17 protein-coding genes and 1 tRNA gene are annotated in these 16,367 nt (G+C 67.4%); 13 read left to right on the top strand and 5 right to left on the bottom strand.

From position 1 onward, the window contains the following. The first annotated feature begins 13 nt into the window (after positions 1 to 13). Positions 14 to 1,033: an ArsA family ATPase gene (locus JF781_RS07335; RefSeq protein ID WP_225326159.1), complete on the top strand. Its 1,020-nt coding sequence runs from the start codon at positions 14 to 16 to the stop codon at positions 1,031 to 1,033. Next, positions 1,030 to 2,160 carry an ArsA family ATPase gene (locus tag JF781_RS07330; RefSeq protein ID WP_225326158.1) on the top strand — a complete coding sequence of 377 codons (1,131 nt, stop codon included), beginning with the start codon at positions 1,030 to 1,032 and terminating at the stop codon, positions 2,158 to 2,160. The genes JF781_RS07335 and JF781_RS07330 overlap by 4 nt, the downstream gene beginning before the upstream one ends. Before the next feature lie 43 nt (positions 2,161 to 2,203). On the opposite strand, the gene JF781_RS07325 is transcribed toward JF781_RS07330, so the two are convergent. Next, positions 2,204 to 2,554 (bottom strand): WhiB family transcriptional regulator, encoded by a 351-nt coding sequence (locus JF781_RS07325; protein WP_225326157.1) that lies wholly within the window; start codon positions 2,552 to 2,554, stop codon positions 2,204 to 2,206. Between the two features lie 352 nt (positions 2,555 to 2,906). Between JF781_RS07325 and ponA2 the strand changes: the two genes are divergently transcribed. From ponA2 to JF781_RS07300, 5 genes are all read left to right on the top strand, one after another. Further along, on the top strand, positions 2,907 to 5,339 hold the full coding sequence (gene ponA2 / locus JF781_RS07320) for a transglycosylase/D,D-transpeptidase PonA2 (protein ID WP_225326156.1): 2,433 nt from the start codon (positions 2,907 to 2,909) through the stop codon (positions 5,337 to 5,339). A gap of 124 nt (positions 5,340 to 5,463) precedes the next feature. Further along, entirely contained in the window at positions 5,464 to 6,423 is a 960-nt protein-coding gene (locus tag JF781_RS07315; RefSeq protein WP_225326155.1) for a metallophosphoesterase, read from the top strand. Continuing rightward, positions 6,420 to 7,535, top strand: a complete 1,116-nt coding sequence (locus JF781_RS07310; RefSeq protein ID WP_225326154.1) for a PLP-dependent cysteine synthase family protein — start codon at positions 6,420 to 6,422, stop codon at positions 7,533 to 7,535. The genes JF781_RS07315 and JF781_RS07310 overlap by 4 nt, the downstream gene beginning before the upstream one ends. Before the next feature lie 61 nt (positions 7,536 to 7,596). Further along, positions 7,597 to 7,673: transfer RNA gene (locus JF781_RS07305), tRNA-Pro, on the top strand. 198 nt (positions 7,674 to 7,871) lie between these two features. Continuing rightward, positions 7,872 to 8,561 carry a GAF and ANTAR domain-containing protein gene (locus tag JF781_RS07300; protein ID WP_225326153.1) on the top strand — a complete coding sequence of 230 codons (690 nt, stop codon included), beginning with the start codon at positions 7,872 to 7,874 and terminating at the stop codon, positions 8,559 to 8,561. A 56-nt stretch (positions 8,562 to 8,617) separates the two neighbouring features. Here JF781_RS07300 and JF781_RS07295 read toward each other — a convergent pair whose 3' ends face one another. Both JF781_RS07295 and JF781_RS07290 read right to left on the bottom strand, forming a co-directional pair. Beyond that, positions 8,618 to 9,250 (bottom strand): restriction endonuclease, encoded by a 633-nt coding sequence (locus JF781_RS07295; protein WP_225326152.1) that lies wholly within the window; start codon positions 9,248 to 9,250, stop codon positions 8,618 to 8,620. Positions 9,251 to 9,383: 133 nt separating this feature from the next. Then, on the bottom strand, positions 9,384 to 9,686 hold the full coding sequence (locus tag JF781_RS07290) for a DUF4193 domain-containing protein (RefSeq protein ID WP_225326151.1): 303 nt from the start codon (positions 9,684 to 9,686) through the stop codon (positions 9,384 to 9,386). Positions 9,687 to 10,000: 314 nt separating this feature from the next. Between JF781_RS07290 and JF781_RS07285 the strand changes: the two genes are divergently transcribed. Beyond that, positions 10,001 to 10,696, top strand: coding sequence for an HAD family hydrolase (locus JF781_RS07285; RefSeq protein WP_225326150.1), 696 nt, complete (start codon positions 10,001 to 10,003; stop codon positions 10,694 to 10,696). A 12-nt stretch (positions 10,697 to 10,708) separates the two neighbouring features. Here JF781_RS07285 and JF781_RS07280 read toward each other — a convergent pair whose 3' ends face one another. Next, positions 10,709 to 11,209, bottom strand: a complete 501-nt coding sequence (locus JF781_RS07280) for a DUF6328 family protein (RefSeq protein ID WP_225326149.1) — start codon at positions 11,207 to 11,209, stop codon at positions 10,709 to 10,711. A gap of 44 nt (positions 11,210 to 11,253) precedes the next feature. Further along, entirely contained in the window at positions 11,254 to 11,622 is a 369-nt protein-coding gene (locus JF781_RS07275) for an STAS domain-containing protein (RefSeq protein ID WP_225326148.1), read from the bottom strand. Between the two features lie 179 nt (positions 11,623 to 11,801). Here JF781_RS07275 and JF781_RS07270 point away from each other — a divergent pair, with 179 nt between their 5' ends. From JF781_RS07270 to JF781_RS07250, 5 genes are read left to right on the top strand one after another with little or no spacing between them, the layout of a single operon-like run. Beyond that, complete coding sequence (locus tag JF781_RS07270; RefSeq protein ID WP_009954780.1) at positions 11,802 to 12,704, top strand: STAS domain-containing protein; 903 nt, start codon at positions 11,802 to 11,804, stop codon at positions 12,702 to 12,704. 22 nt (positions 12,705 to 12,726) lie between these two features. Beyond that, the gene (locus JF781_RS07265; protein WP_008263312.1) at positions 12,727 to 13,116 is read left to right on the top strand and encodes an STAS domain-containing protein; all 390 of its coding nucleotides are present in this window, start codon (positions 12,727 to 12,729) and stop codon (positions 13,114 to 13,116) included. Next, positions 13,106 to 13,516 carry an anti-sigma regulatory factor gene (locus JF781_RS07260; protein ID WP_225326315.1) on the top strand — a complete coding sequence of 137 codons (411 nt, stop codon included), beginning with the start codon at positions 13,106 to 13,108 and terminating at the stop codon, positions 13,514 to 13,516. Before JF781_RS07265 ends, JF781_RS07260 begins: the two co-directional genes overlap by 11 nt. Positions 13,517 to 13,562: 46 nt before the next feature. Beyond that, positions 13,563 to 14,135, top strand: coding sequence for a SpoIIE family protein phosphatase (locus tag JF781_RS07255; RefSeq protein WP_225326147.1), 573 nt, complete (start codon positions 13,563 to 13,565; stop codon positions 14,133 to 14,135). After that, the gene (locus tag JF781_RS07250) at positions 14,132 to 16,357 is read left to right on the top strand and encodes a SpoIIE family protein phosphatase (protein ID WP_225326146.1); all 2,226 of its coding nucleotides are present in this window, start codon (positions 14,132 to 14,134) and stop codon (positions 16,355 to 16,357) included. Before JF781_RS07255 ends, JF781_RS07250 begins: the two co-directional genes overlap by 4 nt. Positions 16,358 to 16,367 lie beyond the last annotated feature (10 nt).

Raw genomic sequence — 16,367 nt, 5'->3', positions numbered from 1 at the left:
CTAGCATGCGAAGGTGGCAACCACATCGAGCGGTGGTAGCGCCGTCGGCTGGCCGGCGCGCTTGACCAAGGCCCGCTTACATTTTGTGACCGGCAAAGGCGGTACGGGCAAGTCGACGATCGCGGCGGCGCTGGCGCTGGCGCTCGCGGCCGGGGGCCGCAAAGTCCTCCTCGTGGAAGTCGAGGGCCGCCAAGGGATTGCGCAACTCTTCGACGTCCCGCCCCTGCCGTATCAGGAGGTGAAGATCGCGACCGCCGAACGCGGCGGTCAGGTCAACGCCCTGGCGATCGACATCGAGGCCGCGTTCCTGGAATACCTCGACATGTTCTACAACCTGGGCATCGCGGGCCGCGCAATGCGGCGCATCGGTGCGATCGAGTTCGCGACGACCATCGCGCCCGGCCTGCGCGACGTGCTGCTCACCGGGAAGATCAAAGAGACGGTGATACGCGTCGACAAGAATCGGCTCCCGGTGTATGACGCGATCGTCGTCGACGCCCCGCCGACGGGACGGATCGCGCGGTTTCTGGATGTCACCAAGGCCGTCTCCGATCTGGCCAAGGGCGGCCCGGTGCACTCGCAGGCCGACGGGGTGGTGAAGCTGCTGCACTCCGAGCAGACCGCCATTCACCTGGTCACCCTGTTGGAGGCGCTGCCCGTCCAGGAGACACTGGAAGCCATCGAGGAACTCGCCGAGATGCAGCTGCCGATCGGCAGCGTGATCGTCAACCGCAACATCCCCTCCTACCTGCAGCCGGCCGATCTGGCGAAAGCCGCCGAGGGGGATATCGACGCCGACTCGGTGCGGGCCGGGCTGGAAAAGGCCGGAATCACGTTGAACGACAACGACTTCGCGGGGTTGCTGACCGAGACCATCGAGCACGCGACGGTGATCGCCACGCGCTCCGAGATCGCACAGCAGCTCGATGCCTTGAAGGTGCCGCGGCTGCAGCTTCCGGCGATTTCCGACGGTGTCGATTTGGGCAGCCTTTACGAGCTGTCGGAATCGCTTGCGCAGCAGGGAGTTCGATGAGCACCACACCGAAAACGCTTGATATGGCCGCTATCCTGGCCGACACATCCAACCGCGTGGTGGTGTGCTGCGGCGCGGGCGGTGTGGGCAAGACGACCACCGCCGCCGCGATCGCGCTGCGCGCCGCCGAATACGGCCGCAACGTCTGCGTCTTGACGATCGACCCGGCCAAGCGACTGGCCCAGGCGCTGGGGGTCAACGACCTCGGCAACACCCCGCAGCGAGTCCCGCTGGCGGCGGAGGTGCCCGGCGAGTTGCACGCGATGATGCTCGACATGCGTCGCACCTTCGACGAAATGGTGGTCCAATACTCCGGACCCGGTCGCGCACAAGCGATTCTGGACAACCAGTTCTATCAAACCGTCGCCAGTTCGCTTGCGGGCACGCAGGAATACATGGCGATGGAGAAACTGGGTCAGCTGCTGGCCGAGGATCGCTGGGACCTGGTGGTCGTCGACACCCCGCCCTCGCGCAACGCGCTGGACTTCCTGGACGCGCCGAAGCGGCTGGGCAGCTTCATGGACAGCCGGCTGTGGCGGCTGTTGCTGGCGCCGGGCCGCGGCATCGGCCGGTTGGTCACCGGCGCAATGGGTTTGGCCATGAAGGCGATGTCCACGATCCTGGGCTCACAGATGCTCGGCGACGCCGCCGCGTTCGTGCAATCGTTGGACGCCACATTCGGCGGCTTCCGGGAAAAGGCCGATCGCACGTACGCGCTGCTGAAAAGGCGTGGCACGCAATTCGTTGTGGTGTCGGCGGCCGAGCCCGACGCGCTGCGCGAGGCGTCCTTCTTCGTCGACCGGCTGTCGCAGGAAGGGATGCCGCTCGCCGGGCTGGTCTTGAACCGCACGCATCCGACGTTGTGCTCCCTGCCGGCCGAGCGGGCGATCGACGCCACCGAGATGCTCGAGCACGGGACCGATCCCGAAGCCGCGTCGCTGGCCGCCGCCGTGTTGCAAATTCATGCCGACCGCGCCCAAACCGCCAAGCGGGAAGTCAGATTGCTGTCCCGATTCACCGGAGCCAACCCGCACGTGCCGGTCATCGGCGTTCCGTCGCTGCCGTTTGACGTTTCGGATTTGGAAGCGCTGCGGGCCCTCGCCGACCAGATCACGTCGGTCGCTTAGGCCGAGCCACCCCTACCAGCGGGCGCAGCGCTGCGGCGTTCGGTCAGCCGGCGGTGCGGCTTCTGCTCTTGTCGAAGAAGTCCGCCCAGGACACCACCTCGGGGTGCTGCTTGAGCAGCGCGCGGCGTTGCCGCTCGGTCATGCCGCCCCACACCCCGAACTCGACCTTGTTGTCCAGCGCGTCCGCCGCGCACTCCTGCATCACCGGGCAGTGGCGGCAGATCACCGCCGCCTTGCGCTGGGCCGCGCCACGGACAAACAGTTCGTCGGGATCGGTCGTGCGGCATAGCGCCTTCGAGACCCAAGCGATCCGATCTTCAGCATCGACGCTGCGGAGTACACCTTGTGCGGCTGCAATGTTTGTCCTACGCGCCGCCGGCCGTATTGGTGACACGAATCGTTCCCTTTCCCTACCGGCCGCCCGTCACGGCCGCCCTCCTTGGGTGCAGATCCAACCCTGCGATCTACGCCTCACCATGTACATCGGTGTTACCTGAATCTCACCGTGTGTCTAAGTTAGGTGGTCAGGTGCCAATTGCGCAACAGTCCGATAACGCATTTTTTGGGACGAACGTGCCGTCTCGTACAAAAAATCGGGCGGCGAAGTGATCTTGCACACTCGGCTACCCGTCTGACCTGTGACGCAACCGCAAATTCTCAACGCGCGCCCGGGGCCCCAGCAGCGGAAAATTTTCGGGTGAAGTTGCAGCGTGGCGGCGTGACTGGAGGCCGCTACTGTAGTACCCATGTCAGACCGCCCCCCGGCCGCGCTCACGATTCTGAAGCTCGCGGGGTTCTGTTTGTTGGCCAGCGTCGTCGCCACCGCCCTCCTTTTTCCCGTCGCCGGTGGCATCGGGCTGGTGTCCAATCGGGCCTCGGAAGTGGTCGCCAACGGCTCCGCGCAGCTGCTCGAGGGCGAGGTGCCGGCCGTGACGACGATGGTCGACGCCAAGGGCAACACCATCGCCTGGCTGTATTCGCAACGCCGGTTCGAGGTGCCCAGCGACAAGATCGCCAACACGATGAAGCTGGCGATCGTCTCCATCGAGGACAAGCGGTTCGCCGACCACAACGGGGTGGATTGGAAGGGCACGCTGACCGGGCTGGCGGGCTATGCGCGCGGTGACGTGGACACGCGCGGCGGTTCGACCATCGAGCAGCAGTACATCAAGAACTACCAGTTGCTGGTCACCGCGAAGACCGACGCGGAGAAGCGCGCGGCGGTGGAAACCACCCCGGCGCGCAAGCTGCGCGAGATCCGGATGGCGCTGACGCTGGACAAGACCTTCACCAAGCCCGAGATCCTGACCCGGTACCTGAACCTGGTCTCGTTCGGCAACAACTCGTTCGGCGTGCAGGACGCCGCCCAGACCTACTTCGGGATCAACGCCTCCGACCTGAACTGGCAGCAGGCGGCGCTGCTGGCGGGCATGGTGCAATCGACCAGCGCGCTCAACCCTTATACCAACCCCGAGGGCGCTCTCGCGCGGCGAAACCTGGTGCTGGACACCATGATCGAGAACATCCCGCAGGAGGCCGAGGCGCTGCAAGCCGCCAAGGCCGCGCCGCTGGGGATCCTGCCGCAGCCCAACGAGCTGCCCCGCGGCTGCATCGCGGCGGGCGATCGGGCGTTCTTCTGCGACTACGTGCAGGAGTACCTCTCCCGGGCCGGGATCAGCAAGGAACAGGTGGCCCGGGGCGGCTATCTGATCAAGACCACGTTGGACCCGGACGTGCAGCTCCCGGTCAAGTCGGCGATCGACAAGTTCGCCAGCCCGACGCTGCCGGGCATCTCGAGCGTGATGAGCGTGATCCAGCCCGGCAAGACGTCGCACAAGGTGATGGCGATGGCCAGCAACCGCACCTACGGGCTGGACGTCGACGCCGGCCAGACCATGCGACCGCAGCCCTTCTCCCTGGTCGGCGACGGCGCGGGCTCCGTATTCAAGATCTTCACGACGGCCGCGGCCCTGGACATGGGGATGGGCATCAACGCCACCCTCGAGGTGCCGGGACGGTTCCAGGCGAAGGGCATGGGTAGCGGCGGGGCCAAGGGCTGCCCGAAGGACAACTGGTGCGTGGTCAACGCCGGCAACTACCGCGGGTCGATGAACGTGACCGACGCGTTGGCCACCTCGCCCAACACCGCGTTCGCCAAGCTGATCCAGCAGGTCGGCGTGACGCGCACGGTGGACATGGCGATCAAACTCGGGCTGCGGTCCTACGCCGACCCGGGCACCGCCCGCGACTACAACCCCGACAGCAACGAGAGCCTGGCCGACTTCGTCAAACGGCAGAACATCGGCTCGTTCACCCTGGGCCCGATCGAGGTGAACGCGCTGGAACTGTCCAACGTCGCGGCCACCCTCGCCTCCGGGGGCACCTGGTGCCCGCCGAACCCGATCGACAAGCTGGTCGACCGCAAGGGCAATGAGGTCGCGGTGACGACCGAGACCTGCGATCAGGTGGTCCCCGAGGGCCTGGCCAACACCCTGGCCAACGCGATGAGCAAGGACGCGCTGGGCGGTGGCACGGCGGCGGGTTCGGCCGGCGCGGCGGGCTGGGACCTGCCGATGTCCGGTAAGACGGGCACCACCGAAGCCCACCGCTCCTCGGGCTTCGTCGGATTCACCAACCACTACGCGGCGGCCAACTACATCTACGACGACTCCACCAACCCCACGGATTTGTGTTCGTCCCCGCTGCGGCACTGCGGCGAGGGCGACCTGTACGGCGGTAACGAGCCCGCGCGCACCTGGTTCACCGCGATGAAGCCGATCGCCACCAGTTTCGGGCCGGTGCAGCTGCCGCCCACCGACCCGCGCTACGTCGACGGCTCTCCCGGGTCGCGGGTGCCGAGCGTGGCGGGCCTGGACATCGATGCGGCACGCGCGCGCATCAAGGAGGCGGGCTTCCAGGTCGCCGACCAGAACAACTTCGTCAACAGCAGCGCAAAGCAGGGCGAGGTGGTCGGCACGACACCGAGCGGCGCAACCATTCCGGGCTCGATCATCACCATTCAGGTCAGCAACGGCATCCCGCCGGCTCCGCCGCCGCCCCCCGAAGGCGCGCCGGTGCCGGTCGGCTCGCAGGTCGTCGAGATTCCGGGGCTGCCGCCGATCACCATCCCCCTGATGGCGCCGCCGCCGCCGGCCCCGCCCGGTGCGCCGCCGCCGTAGACCCGATTGCCGCACTCCTCAGCACCCCGCTGCTTCGCGGGCCGCATCGTCGTACGGCGAGACCCGATTGCGGCGTGACGCAAGAGATACGCTGCCGGTCCGCGGCCGGCAGTAGGCTGCCACCATGGCTGCTGTTTTGCCCGTCCTGATACGTGCCGGTGTCGCGGCGCTCGGTTCGAGCGTCGCCGGCCTCGGCTATGCCGCGATCATCGAGCGCAACGCCTTCGTCCTGCGCGAGATCACCATGCCCGTGTTGAGCCCCGGCTCCACCCCGCTGCGCGTGCTCCATATCAGTGACCTCCACATGACGCCCGGCCAGCGGCGCAAACAGGCGTGGCTGCGAGAGCTGGCCGGCTGGGAACCTGACCTGGTCGTCAACACCGGCGACAACCTGGCCCACCCGAAGGCCGTCCCGGCGGTCGTCCAGGCCCTGGGTGACCTGCTGTCACGGCCGGGTGTCTTCGTGTTCGGCAGCAACGACTACTTCGGGCCGCGCCTGAAGAACCCGATGAACTACGTGACCAACCCGTCGCACCGGGTCCGCGGTGAGCCGCTGCCCTGGCAGGACCTGCGGGCGGCGTTCACCGAGCGTGGCTGGCTCGACCTCACCCACACTCGACGCGAGTTCGAGGTGGCGGGCCTGCACGTCGCCGCCGCGGGCGTGGACGACCCCCACCTCGACCGGGACCGCTACGACACCATCGCCGGCCCGGCCAGTCCGGCGGCGAACCTGCGGCTCGGGCTGACCCATTCCCCGGAGCCCAGGGTGCTGGACCGCTTCGCCGCCGACGGCTATCAACTGGTGATGGCCGGACACACCCACGGCGGCCAGGTGTGCCTGCCGTTCTACGGCGCCGTGGTGACCAACTGCGGCCTGGACCGCTCACGCGCGAAGGGGCCGTCGCGGTGGGGCGCGCACATGCAGTTGCACGTCTCCGCGGGGATGGGGACCTCGCCGTTCGCGCCGGTGCGGTTCTGCTGCCGGCCGGAGGCGACCATGCTGACCCTGATCGCCACCCCGATGGGCGACCGCGGCGCGGCCAGGGACCTGAGCCGTTCGCAGCCAACAGCTTCGGTGCGTTGACCGACCGGACCCGGATCGCGGTCCGCAGCCGCTCACGTTGCTGGACCGACAACGCGATCCGGTTGATCCATGCCGACGCGCGTCGCAGCGCTGACACCCACCTGCTGCGCTATCCGCTGCCTTCGCGGTGGAGCAGCAACGTCGACGTCGCGCTGTACCTCAAGGACGAGACCACCCACATCACCGGCAGCCTCAAGCACCGGCTGGCCCGTTCGTTGTTCCTCTACGCCCTGTGCAACGGCTGGATCGACGAGGGCACCACGGTGGTCGAGGCGTCCTCGGGTTCGACGGCGGTGTCGGAGGCCTATTTCGCGGCCCTGTTGGGGCTCCCGTTCGTCGCGGTGATGCCGGCGGCGACGAGCGCATCGAAGGTGGCGCTGATCGAAGCCCACGGCGGCCGTTGCCATTTCGTGCAGAGCTCCAGCGAGGTGTATGCCGAAGCCGAGCGCGTCGCCCGCGAAACCGGCGGCCACTACCTGGACCAGTTCACCAACGCCGAACGCGCCACCGACTGGCGGGGCAACAACAACATCGCCGAGTCGATCTTCGAGCAGATGCGCGAGGAGCGCTTCCCCGTCCCGGAATGGATCGTGGTCGGCGCGGGCACCGGCGGAACCAGCGCGACGATCGGGCGCTACATCCGCTATCGACTGCACGCCACCCGGTTGTGCGTGGTCGACCCGGAGAACTCCGCCTTCTTTCCCGCCTACGCCCATGGCCGCGACGACCTGAACGACTTGGTGATGCCCACGTCGTCGCGGATCGAGGGCATCGGCCGGCCGCGGGTGGAGCCCTCGTTTCTCCCCGGCGTCGTCGACCGCATGGTGGCCGTCCCCGACGCGGCCTCGATCGCAGCCGCGCGCCACGTCAGCGCCGTTTTGGGGCGCCGGGTGGGGCCGTCCACGGGCACCAACCTGTGGGGCGCGTTCGGCCTGCTCGCCGAGATGGTCGCCGAAGGCCGCAGCGGTTCGGTGGTCACGCTGCTCGCCGACAGCGGCGACCGCTACCGCGACACGTACTTCAGCGACGAGTGGGTCGCGGAACAGGGACTGGATCCGACGGGCCCCGCCGCGGCGCTGGTCGAGTTCGAGCGTTCGTGCTCGTGGGAGTGATGTGGCGCACCGCGGTTTGGCCACCCGATAGCCCGGTGCGATAGGCTGTCGGAGCTTCAGGCGGGGTGTGGCGCAGCTTGGTAGCGCGCTTCGTTCGGGACGAAGAGGCCGTGGGTTCGAATCCCGCCACCCCGACCAGTTAGGTCTGCCCATCCGGTGCGGGCGCAATCGCCCAAAACCCGGCCAATATAGTGGATCTCACCGTAATGCTGAGCAGACAGCATTGACATTCGTCGCCGTCATAACTGACCAATGATCGCCTTGCGAGACCGCAGGCTGCTGAAACGGCGCGGGATTTTGCCTGTAACCGGTCTCGACGCACGAAGGCGACATTCAGTGACCAATCTCGAAGATTTCACCCTGCTCACCGACGTTCTGCGCGCCATCTATTCCGCCGACGCGGCGGACTTCCCGCAGGTGCTGGACGAGCTGACCAGGGCGGCGGCGCGCTGGGTGCCCGGGGCGCAGGAGGCGGGGATCACCGTCACCAGCCGGAAGAACGAGGTCAGCACCCCCTCGGTCACGGACGATTGCGCCAGGTTGCTCGACGAGTTCCAGCAACGCCACCTCGAAGGGCCGTGCGTGCACGCCGCGTGGACCCGGAAGGTCGTCGTCATCAACGACCTCGCGGCCGACGCGCGCTGGCCGAAGTATCAGGCCGACGCGCTCGCCCACACCCCGGTGCGCAGCATCCTGTCACTGCCGATGTACGCCGACGAGCTGAGCATGGGAGCGCTGAACTTTTATGCCGAACGCCCGCACGCCTTTTCCGACGACTCCCGCCGGGTGGCCGCCGTCTTCGCCACGCTGGGTGCCCTGGCGTGGAGCAACGTCGTGCGCGCCCAGCAGTTCAGGGAAGCCCTGAGCACCCGCGACACGATCGGGCAGGCCAAGGGCATCCTGATGGAGCGCTATGACCTCGATGACGACACGGCGTTCAACACGCTGATCAAACTGTCGCAGAGCATGAACACCCCGCTGCGCGTTATCGCGCGCCGGGTCATCGAGGACACGACCCGGCGCTGACGCGAACGCGTTCGCAGCCACCGAAATGCGCTGCGGCCCTGGGCATCTCGCGGATTCTAACCCTGGTTCCCGGCGCCGCCGCCGGGCGCGACGCTGGGTGCGCGGCGGGGGCCCCGCACGGGGATGGGCGCCACCCGCGTCCAGCTCCGCAGTTGCGTGCGCCCGACCAGACGGCATTGGTGGGTGATGGCCAGTTGGCGGGCGGCCTTCGTGAACGTCTGGTTGGTCACCACGACCGTCCGATTGCAACCGTGGTGTAGCGACCCGGACACGACCTGTTGCACCGCGGCGACGCCGACGGCCTTGGCCAGCCTTTTGCACTGCACCGCCATGCGGACGCCGTCCTTCTTGGCGATGAGGTCCACCCCGTAGTCGCCGGTGCTCGCCGTCGGGGTGACGCTGTAGCCCGCGATGCGCAGCTGCGCGGCAACGAATTCCTCGAATTCGGTACCGGACATTCGATCGATGGCCCGCAGCCCGGAGTTCGCGAATTTGAGGTCGCGCCGGCGCTGTGCGTCGGCCTGATAGCGGTCCCGCTGCACCGAAAGCCACCACAGGAGGGCGACCGCGACCGCGAGCCCGCCGAGGCCGGCCAGAAATCCCGCGGGCGGGCTGCCGGTGGCCTGCTGCGTGAAATACCAAGGGAGAGCTAACCCCAGCAAGAGGAGCGACCCGAGAATCTTCTCCATGACTCCTCAACGTGCCGTTCGCGCCGACCCAGACTTGCCGATGAACCTAGTTCAAGCCTCTGACATTTCGGGGCAGGCGCGAGGCGACGCCGCGGCGCGGCCGCGGAGGGCTATCCGGTGAACCGTCGCGGCGTTACGCGCAGTCGGCGCAGACCGGGAGGCCGGCGCTGGAGCGACGCAACCGGCTGCGGTGCTGCACCAAAAAGCAACTCGAGCAGGTGAACTCGTCGGCCCGCTGCGGGATCACGGTCACCGTCAGCTCTTCCCCGGACAGGTCGGCGCCGGGCAGCTCGAAGAAGTGCACATCGTTCGGGTCCTCGTCGACCACGGTGGTGCCCGCCCCGTGCAGGGTCGGCGCGAGCTCGCGAAGCGAGGACTTTTCCTGGGTGTCGTTGTCGGATACACGGCGTGCGTCGTAGTCAGTGGTGGTCGCCATCGGAGTTCCTCCCTGCTCTCAGACGGGCTGACGCACTTTCTTGTACTCACCCGTGGCGCAGGCAGTACCCCGTTAATGCACGCCCTACACCGATCCGAGATAAGAAATTTTCGGCGCGGTCCGCGTGTCAGGATTCCCCCATGCGGTCCGGCGTGACCGAGCACGCGGCCCCGGGGGCGATAACCGCTGGGTGGCCATGAGACCCCCTGTGCGCCAGCGTTATTCGCACGAATGGACGGACGTGAGCCGGCCGCCGTCTCGCGATCACCCGCCGGATGGTGTCAGCCGGGCCCGGCGTGGGTATGCCCCGCCACATGACGTTGCAAGCGGATGCGGGCGGTGCGCCCGCCGTCTTGTTCGACGTTGACGGAACCCTGGTGGATTCCAACTACCTGCACGTCCACGCGTGGCAGCGCGCGTTCGACGCCGAAGGCATCGTGGTGGCGTCGTGGCGGATCCACCGCTGCATCGGCATGGACGGCTCGAGGCTGGTGCGGACGCTGTCCGATGACGCGCCGGCCGACGTGCAGGAGCGGCTCAGCGACAAGCACAGCCGGTACTACCGCGAGATCACCGCGCTGCTCGAACCGTTGCCCGGAGCCCGCGCCCTGCTGCGCCGCGTCGCGGAGCTGGGGCTGCAGGTCGTGCTCGCCAGCTCGGCGCCCGAGGACGAACTGGAGATCCTGCGCAAAGTGCTCGATTGCGACGACGTCATCTCCGAGACGACGTCGTCGCGGGACGTCGACACCGCCAAACCCGAACCCGGGATCGTGCGGGTTGCGCTGGACCGAGCCGGGGTGGATGCCCGGCACGCCGTGTTCGTCGGGGACGCCGTGTGGGACGCGCACGCCGCGGCGGGCGCGGGCGTGCCGTGCATCGGGCTGCTCAGCGGCGGCATCGCCGGCGCGGAGTTGCGGGAGGCCGGAGCCGATCCGATCTTCGCCGATCCGCAAGACCTGCTCGACCATCTGGAAACCACCCGGATCGCGGCGCTCACTGCGGCACCCTGACCGCGGGCGTTTTCACATGCCGCGAGTGCGCAGCATCAACGGCAGCACGAACCAAAAGAATATGAACAGCGGCAGCGCGCACGCGCCCGCGACGAGGCCCACATTCCGCCCGGACACCGCCGCGAAAATGATGGTGGTGACGCCGATCAGCGCCAGGCCGAGCAGCCCCAGCCCGGCATAGGCACAGCGGTGAGCGGCGGAAACGAGAACTTGCAGCCGATGGCGCCGGAAAAGGATCCGGTGCATCGCAACCGGGGCGATCAGCAACACCGTCGAGCACACCGCGCACATCACCGTGGCCAGATAGACATCGCGCATGGGGCGTCCGAGGACATCGAAACGCTGCTGGAACGGCAGCGTCAGCAGGAAGCCGGTCAGCAGCTGCACCCCGGTCTGGACCACGCGCAGCTCCTGCAGCAGGCTGTTCCAATTGCGGTCCAGCCGTTGCACTTCGGTTTCGCCACGTTCACGGCGATCCCACCGCTGATCGTCCTGCGGATGGTCGACGTCCATAGCCGTGATCATCGCACCCGGCGCGCCCGGCGGCGCGGGAATCGCTAGCTGTTGAGTTTGCCGTCCCGCACCGCGGTCAGCGCGTCGTCGAGCGTCGGATACAGCGGAAAGGTCTTGTCCAGACCGGTCAGGTGAATCGGCCGTCGGGTGGCCGGGCCGCGTGCGACCACGCCGAACCCGGTGTCCTTGCCCAGCTTCTCGTACGTCGCCGCCAGGATCTTCAGCCCGACCGAACCGAGGAACTCCACCGCTGACAGATCGATGACCAGTGCGGTGGGGCTCTCCGCGACAACCGCGCCGATGGCCTGTTCCAGGGCAGGAGCCGTGACCAAATCGATTTCGCCGCTGACACTGACCACGGAAACGCCGTCGTGGTCCTCGACCAACGTGGTAATCGAATCAGGAGCTGACAATGGCAATCCTTTGTCCTGGGCCTTGAATGCCTTAAGCGTCGTTCAACCCTAGCCTGCGTTACGAACTGCGAGAAGAATATGCCCTCTACACGTGGCCCGCGACAACCCAGGCTAGTCTCGCAAAAAGGAACTGCAGACCGCAGTGCGTGACGTGTACTCGGGAGGCCTGGGGAGGCCATATGTCAGATTCGACGTCGGATTTCACCAGTACCGGCACCGCAGCGCAAGTCGTCGGCATTTCCAGCGAGGGGCTGTTGCCCCAGCTAGTTCAGCATCTGCGTCAGAACCGGACCGTTTTGCGGGAGGAATGGGCCCGCCGCATCACCGAGGCCGAGCTGCTCACCGCGATGACCCCCGAGGAGCTCTTCTCCGAAGCGACGGCCGTCTACGACAACTACGTCGAGGTGCTCGAGACCGGTAGCGTCGAGGCGCTGCAGGCCTACGCCCGCGACCTGTCCGAACGCATCATCCCCCGAGGCGTGGAAACCGACGAGGTCGTCGGGATCGTCCTGCTGCTCCGCGACGTGCTGGCGCGCTCGCTGTTCGAGAAATACCAGACCGAATTCGAGATGCTCAACCGGGTGCTAGACGCCTACGAGCCGGCCGCCAACCGGATCGCCAACACCGTGGCGGTCAGCTTCGTGCAGGAACGTGAGCGCATCATCCGCCAGCAGCAGGAGGCGATCCGGGAGCTCTCGACGCCGGTGCTGCAGGTGCGTGAGCAGTTGCTGATCCTTCCGATCATCGGTGTGCTGGACAGCCAGCGCGCGCGCCAGGTCACCGAACAGCTGTTGCGCGCCATCCGCGCCAACCGCGCGAAGGTGGTGGTCATCGACATCACCGGTGTGCCGACCATCGACTCGACGGTGGCCAACCACCTGGTGCAGACGGTCGACGCGTCGGGGCTGATGGGTGCCAGCGTGATCATCACCGGCCTGTCCTCCGAAATCGCGCTGACGCTGGTGACGATCGGCCTGGACCTGTCGAAGATGAACGCGGTCGGCGACCTGCAGGGCGGTATCGAGGAAGCCGAGCGACTGCTGGGCTACGAGGTGACTCGTACCGGCGAGCAGACCGGGTGACAGTCAGGAACGCGAGCGCCGCATGCCAGTACCGATCCTGAAACAGGGTTCGATCCTCATCGCCTCGGTGCAGGCCGCGCTCTCGGACTCCGACGCCGAACGGCTGCGCTACGACCTCATGGAGCGCGTCAGCCGGTTCCGCGCGCAGGGCATCATCGTCGACGTCACCGCCATCGACGTGATGGATTCCTTCGCGGCCCGGTCGCTGCGCACGATCGCGCACATGACCCGGCTGCGCGGCGCGGACACGGTGATCGTCGGCCTGCAGCCCGAGGTGGCGTTCGCGATGGTCCAGCTTGGCCTGGCGTTCGACGACATGAACACCGCGCTGGACCTCGAAGAGGGCCTGTCCCTTCTGAATCGCCAACTGGCACAGCGGAAACCGACGATCGGACGCGATGGTGGCGGCTGATATCGTCGTCGCCATCGACAATCCCGACGACATCGTCGAAGCCCGCAAGGCGGGACACGAACTCGCCCTTGATTTGGGCTTCTCCCTGACCGACGTCACGATGATCGCCACGGCGATCTCGGAAATCGCCCGCAACATCACCAGCTACGCCGGCCGTGGCTCCGTGCGGGTCGGGGTGGCCGACCGGGAGGGCCGCAAGGCATTGGTGGTGCGCGCCGAGGACCAGGGGCCCGGCATCGCCGACATCGAACGCGCGATGGAAGACGGATATTCGACCGGACGCGGGCTCGGGATGGGGCTGCCGGGCGCGCGCCGCCTGATGGACCGGTTGGTCGTCGAGTCCACGGTCGGCCAGGGAACCGTCATCGAAATGTGGAAATGGGTCCCTCCCCGTGCATGAAAGCGGCCGCTGCGGACCCATCGAGTGGGCGAGGGCGGGCCGGCCCTTGCCCAGCGAGTACACCTCCGGCGACCGGGGCATCGCAGTCGACATCGGCGGTGAGGCCGTGCTGTTCGGTCTGGTGGACGGCCTCGGCCACGGGCCGGCTGCCGCGGAAGCTGCACTGCGCGCGATCGATGCGGTCAAGCGCAACAGTTCCGAGCGGCTCGAAGTTTTGATCGAGCTTTGCCACCGGCTGCTCACCGGGACCAGGGGGGTCGCAATGACGTTGGCGCGAGTCGATTTTGCCGCGAACACGCTGGAGTGGACGGGGGTCGGCAACGTCACCGCCGATCTGGTGGCCAAGGCACCCAGCGGTATCCAGGTCCGGTCCAGTGCCCGTCTCACCGGAGGCATCGTCGGCTACCGGATCCCGGAAATCCGTCCGGCACAGGCGGTTTCGATCCGCCCCGGCGATCTGCTCGTGATGAGCACCGACGGGATCGGGGAAGATTACCTGGAGCACCTCGACTTCTCGGCCCATGCTGTCGCCATCGCCGAAGAAATTCTCGGCAAGCACGCCAAGGAATCCGACGACGCGATGGTGCTGACGGCGCGGCACAGGGGGGCCTCGACATGAGCGACAACGTCTCCGCGGCCGGCTTCCACGCGCAGTACGCCGCCGCGTTGCGCGCCTACCTGGACACCCGCGACGAGGCCAGCCTGTCGATCGGATACGAGCTCGGCCGCACGGCCCTACAGGATCAAATCAGCCTGCTGGAAATCGTCGAGAACCACGTCCGCCTGGTCTTTGAAATCGCGAAGGACGTGCGCATCGACGGGCCGATCGCGCTGGAGTTCCTGCTGCAGTTGATGGTTCCGCTCGACGTGGCCATGCGCGGCTTCATCGACGGCAACAAGCGTTACGCGGAACAGCGGGCTCGCGCCGAGGGGCTGGCCGACCGCGACAAGTTCCGCAACGCGCTGGTGAATTCGCTGCAGGAGGGGTTCTTCGTCGCCGACCACGAGGGCTCCGTGATCGAGGTGAACAGCGCCTTCATCGACATCATCGGGTTTCCGAGCGAGGGCTTGCCCTATCGGTGGCCGCACCCGTGGCTGGTCGACACCAAGACGGCGGCCGAACAGATCGGCCGGGTGTTGGACCACGGCAGGGCCGACTACGAAACGCCGATCCGCCACGGCGACGGGCATCTCGCCTGGGTGAAGGTGAGCATCAACGCGGTCAAGGAGTCCGGCAGCGACCGCGCCGCCTACGTCGGGACCGTTCGAGACATCACCGCGGAGCGCGCTTTTGCGGCGCGGGAGAGTGCGGTCTTGCGCCTGGCCACGGCGGTGGCGGTGGCCAAGAGCGTGGACGAGTTGCTGTCGATCACGCTCGACGAGTGCCGCGCGGCGATCGACGTGCAGCGCGTGGTCGCGGTCATGTGGCCCAGCGGCGAGGGCGACCCGACGGTCCACGCCGCGGGCGAGCCCTCGGCAACTTCGTGGCGCAAACTGGATCCGACGTTGCGTCACACCTTCACCGACGCGCGTCAGCAATTACCGCTGACGGCGAAAACCGTTGAGTCACCCGATCATCCCGGCAAGGCTCAGGGATTGGTTGCGGTGCTCTCCGGCACCGGGGACCTGGCGCTGTGGCTGGAGCTGCGCACGCCTCGCTGGGTCAGCGGCGAAGACCGCCTGCTGGTCACCGTGCTGATCAGCCATCTCAGTCTGGCCATGCAGCACGTCCGTCAGTTCGAGAATGCCCGCGAGACGTCGCTGACGTTGCAGCGCGCCATGCTGCCGCCCGTCAAGCCCCCGCCGGGTTTCACGGTGCGCTACGAGCCCGCGGTGCTGCCGCTGGAGATCGGCGGTGACTGGTATGACGTGCTGCCCATCGGCGATCACCGCATCGGCATCGTCGTCGGCGACTGCGTGGGCCGCGGCCTGCCGGCCGCGGCCATCATGGGGCAGCTGCGCAGTTCCGCGCGAGCGCTGTTGATCAACGGCGCCGAGCCCGCGGTGCTGCTCGATCAGCTCGACTCGGCGGCGTCGCTCATCCCGAATGCCTACTGCACCACCGTCTTTCTCGCGATCCTGGACACCGAAACCGGGGTCCTGCAGTACAGCAACGCCGGCCACATGCCGGCCGTGCTCACCGGGCCCGAGCCCGGTACGACGACCCTGTTGACCGACGCCGCTTCGGTGCCGCTCGCGGTCCGCCGCGATGCGCCGCGACCGCAGACCACCCAGGTGCTGCCGCCCGGCTCGACCCTCATGTTGTTCACCGACGGGCTGGTGGAACGCAAACACGAGTCGATCGACGACGGAATCGCCCGCGCGGCAGACTTTCTGGCGCGGACGAAGTCATTGCCGTTGGACACCGTCGCCGATGAGATGCTTCGTGAACTGGCGCCGGAGGGCGGCTATGACGACGATGTGGCGATGGTGATCTACCGCCACCATCAGACCCCGCTGCGCATCGAAAGTGACGCCACCGCAGACCAATTGGTTCGTATCAGGCACCGTCTCGCGGACTGGCTGCGCGCCGCCCACATCACGGATGAGCTGGCCGCCGACATCGTGCTGGTGGTCAACGAAGCCTGCACCAATTGCGTCGAGCACGCCTACCGGGGATTCGTCGCCGGGGCCATGGTGGTCGAGGCCAGCCTTGGCGACGGCGAAGTGCACACCCGCATCACCGATTACGGGTCGTGGAAGACGCCGGCCGCCAACCCGGTCAACGGTGGGCGCGGCTTGCCGCTGATCAGGGCGCTCAGCCATGCGATGGAACTCGAGACCGCGGCCACCGGCACCACCGCCGATATCACGTTCCGATTGCCGGCAGCATCCGAGTAGTGGGCATCGA

It is taken from the genome of Mycobacterium sp. WUMAC-067, assembly GCF_020217485.1.
GTDB lineage: Bacteria > Actinomycetota > Actinomycetes > Mycobacteriales > Mycobacteriaceae > Mycobacterium.
This window is presented reverse-complemented; position numbering and strand designations above follow the sequence as displayed.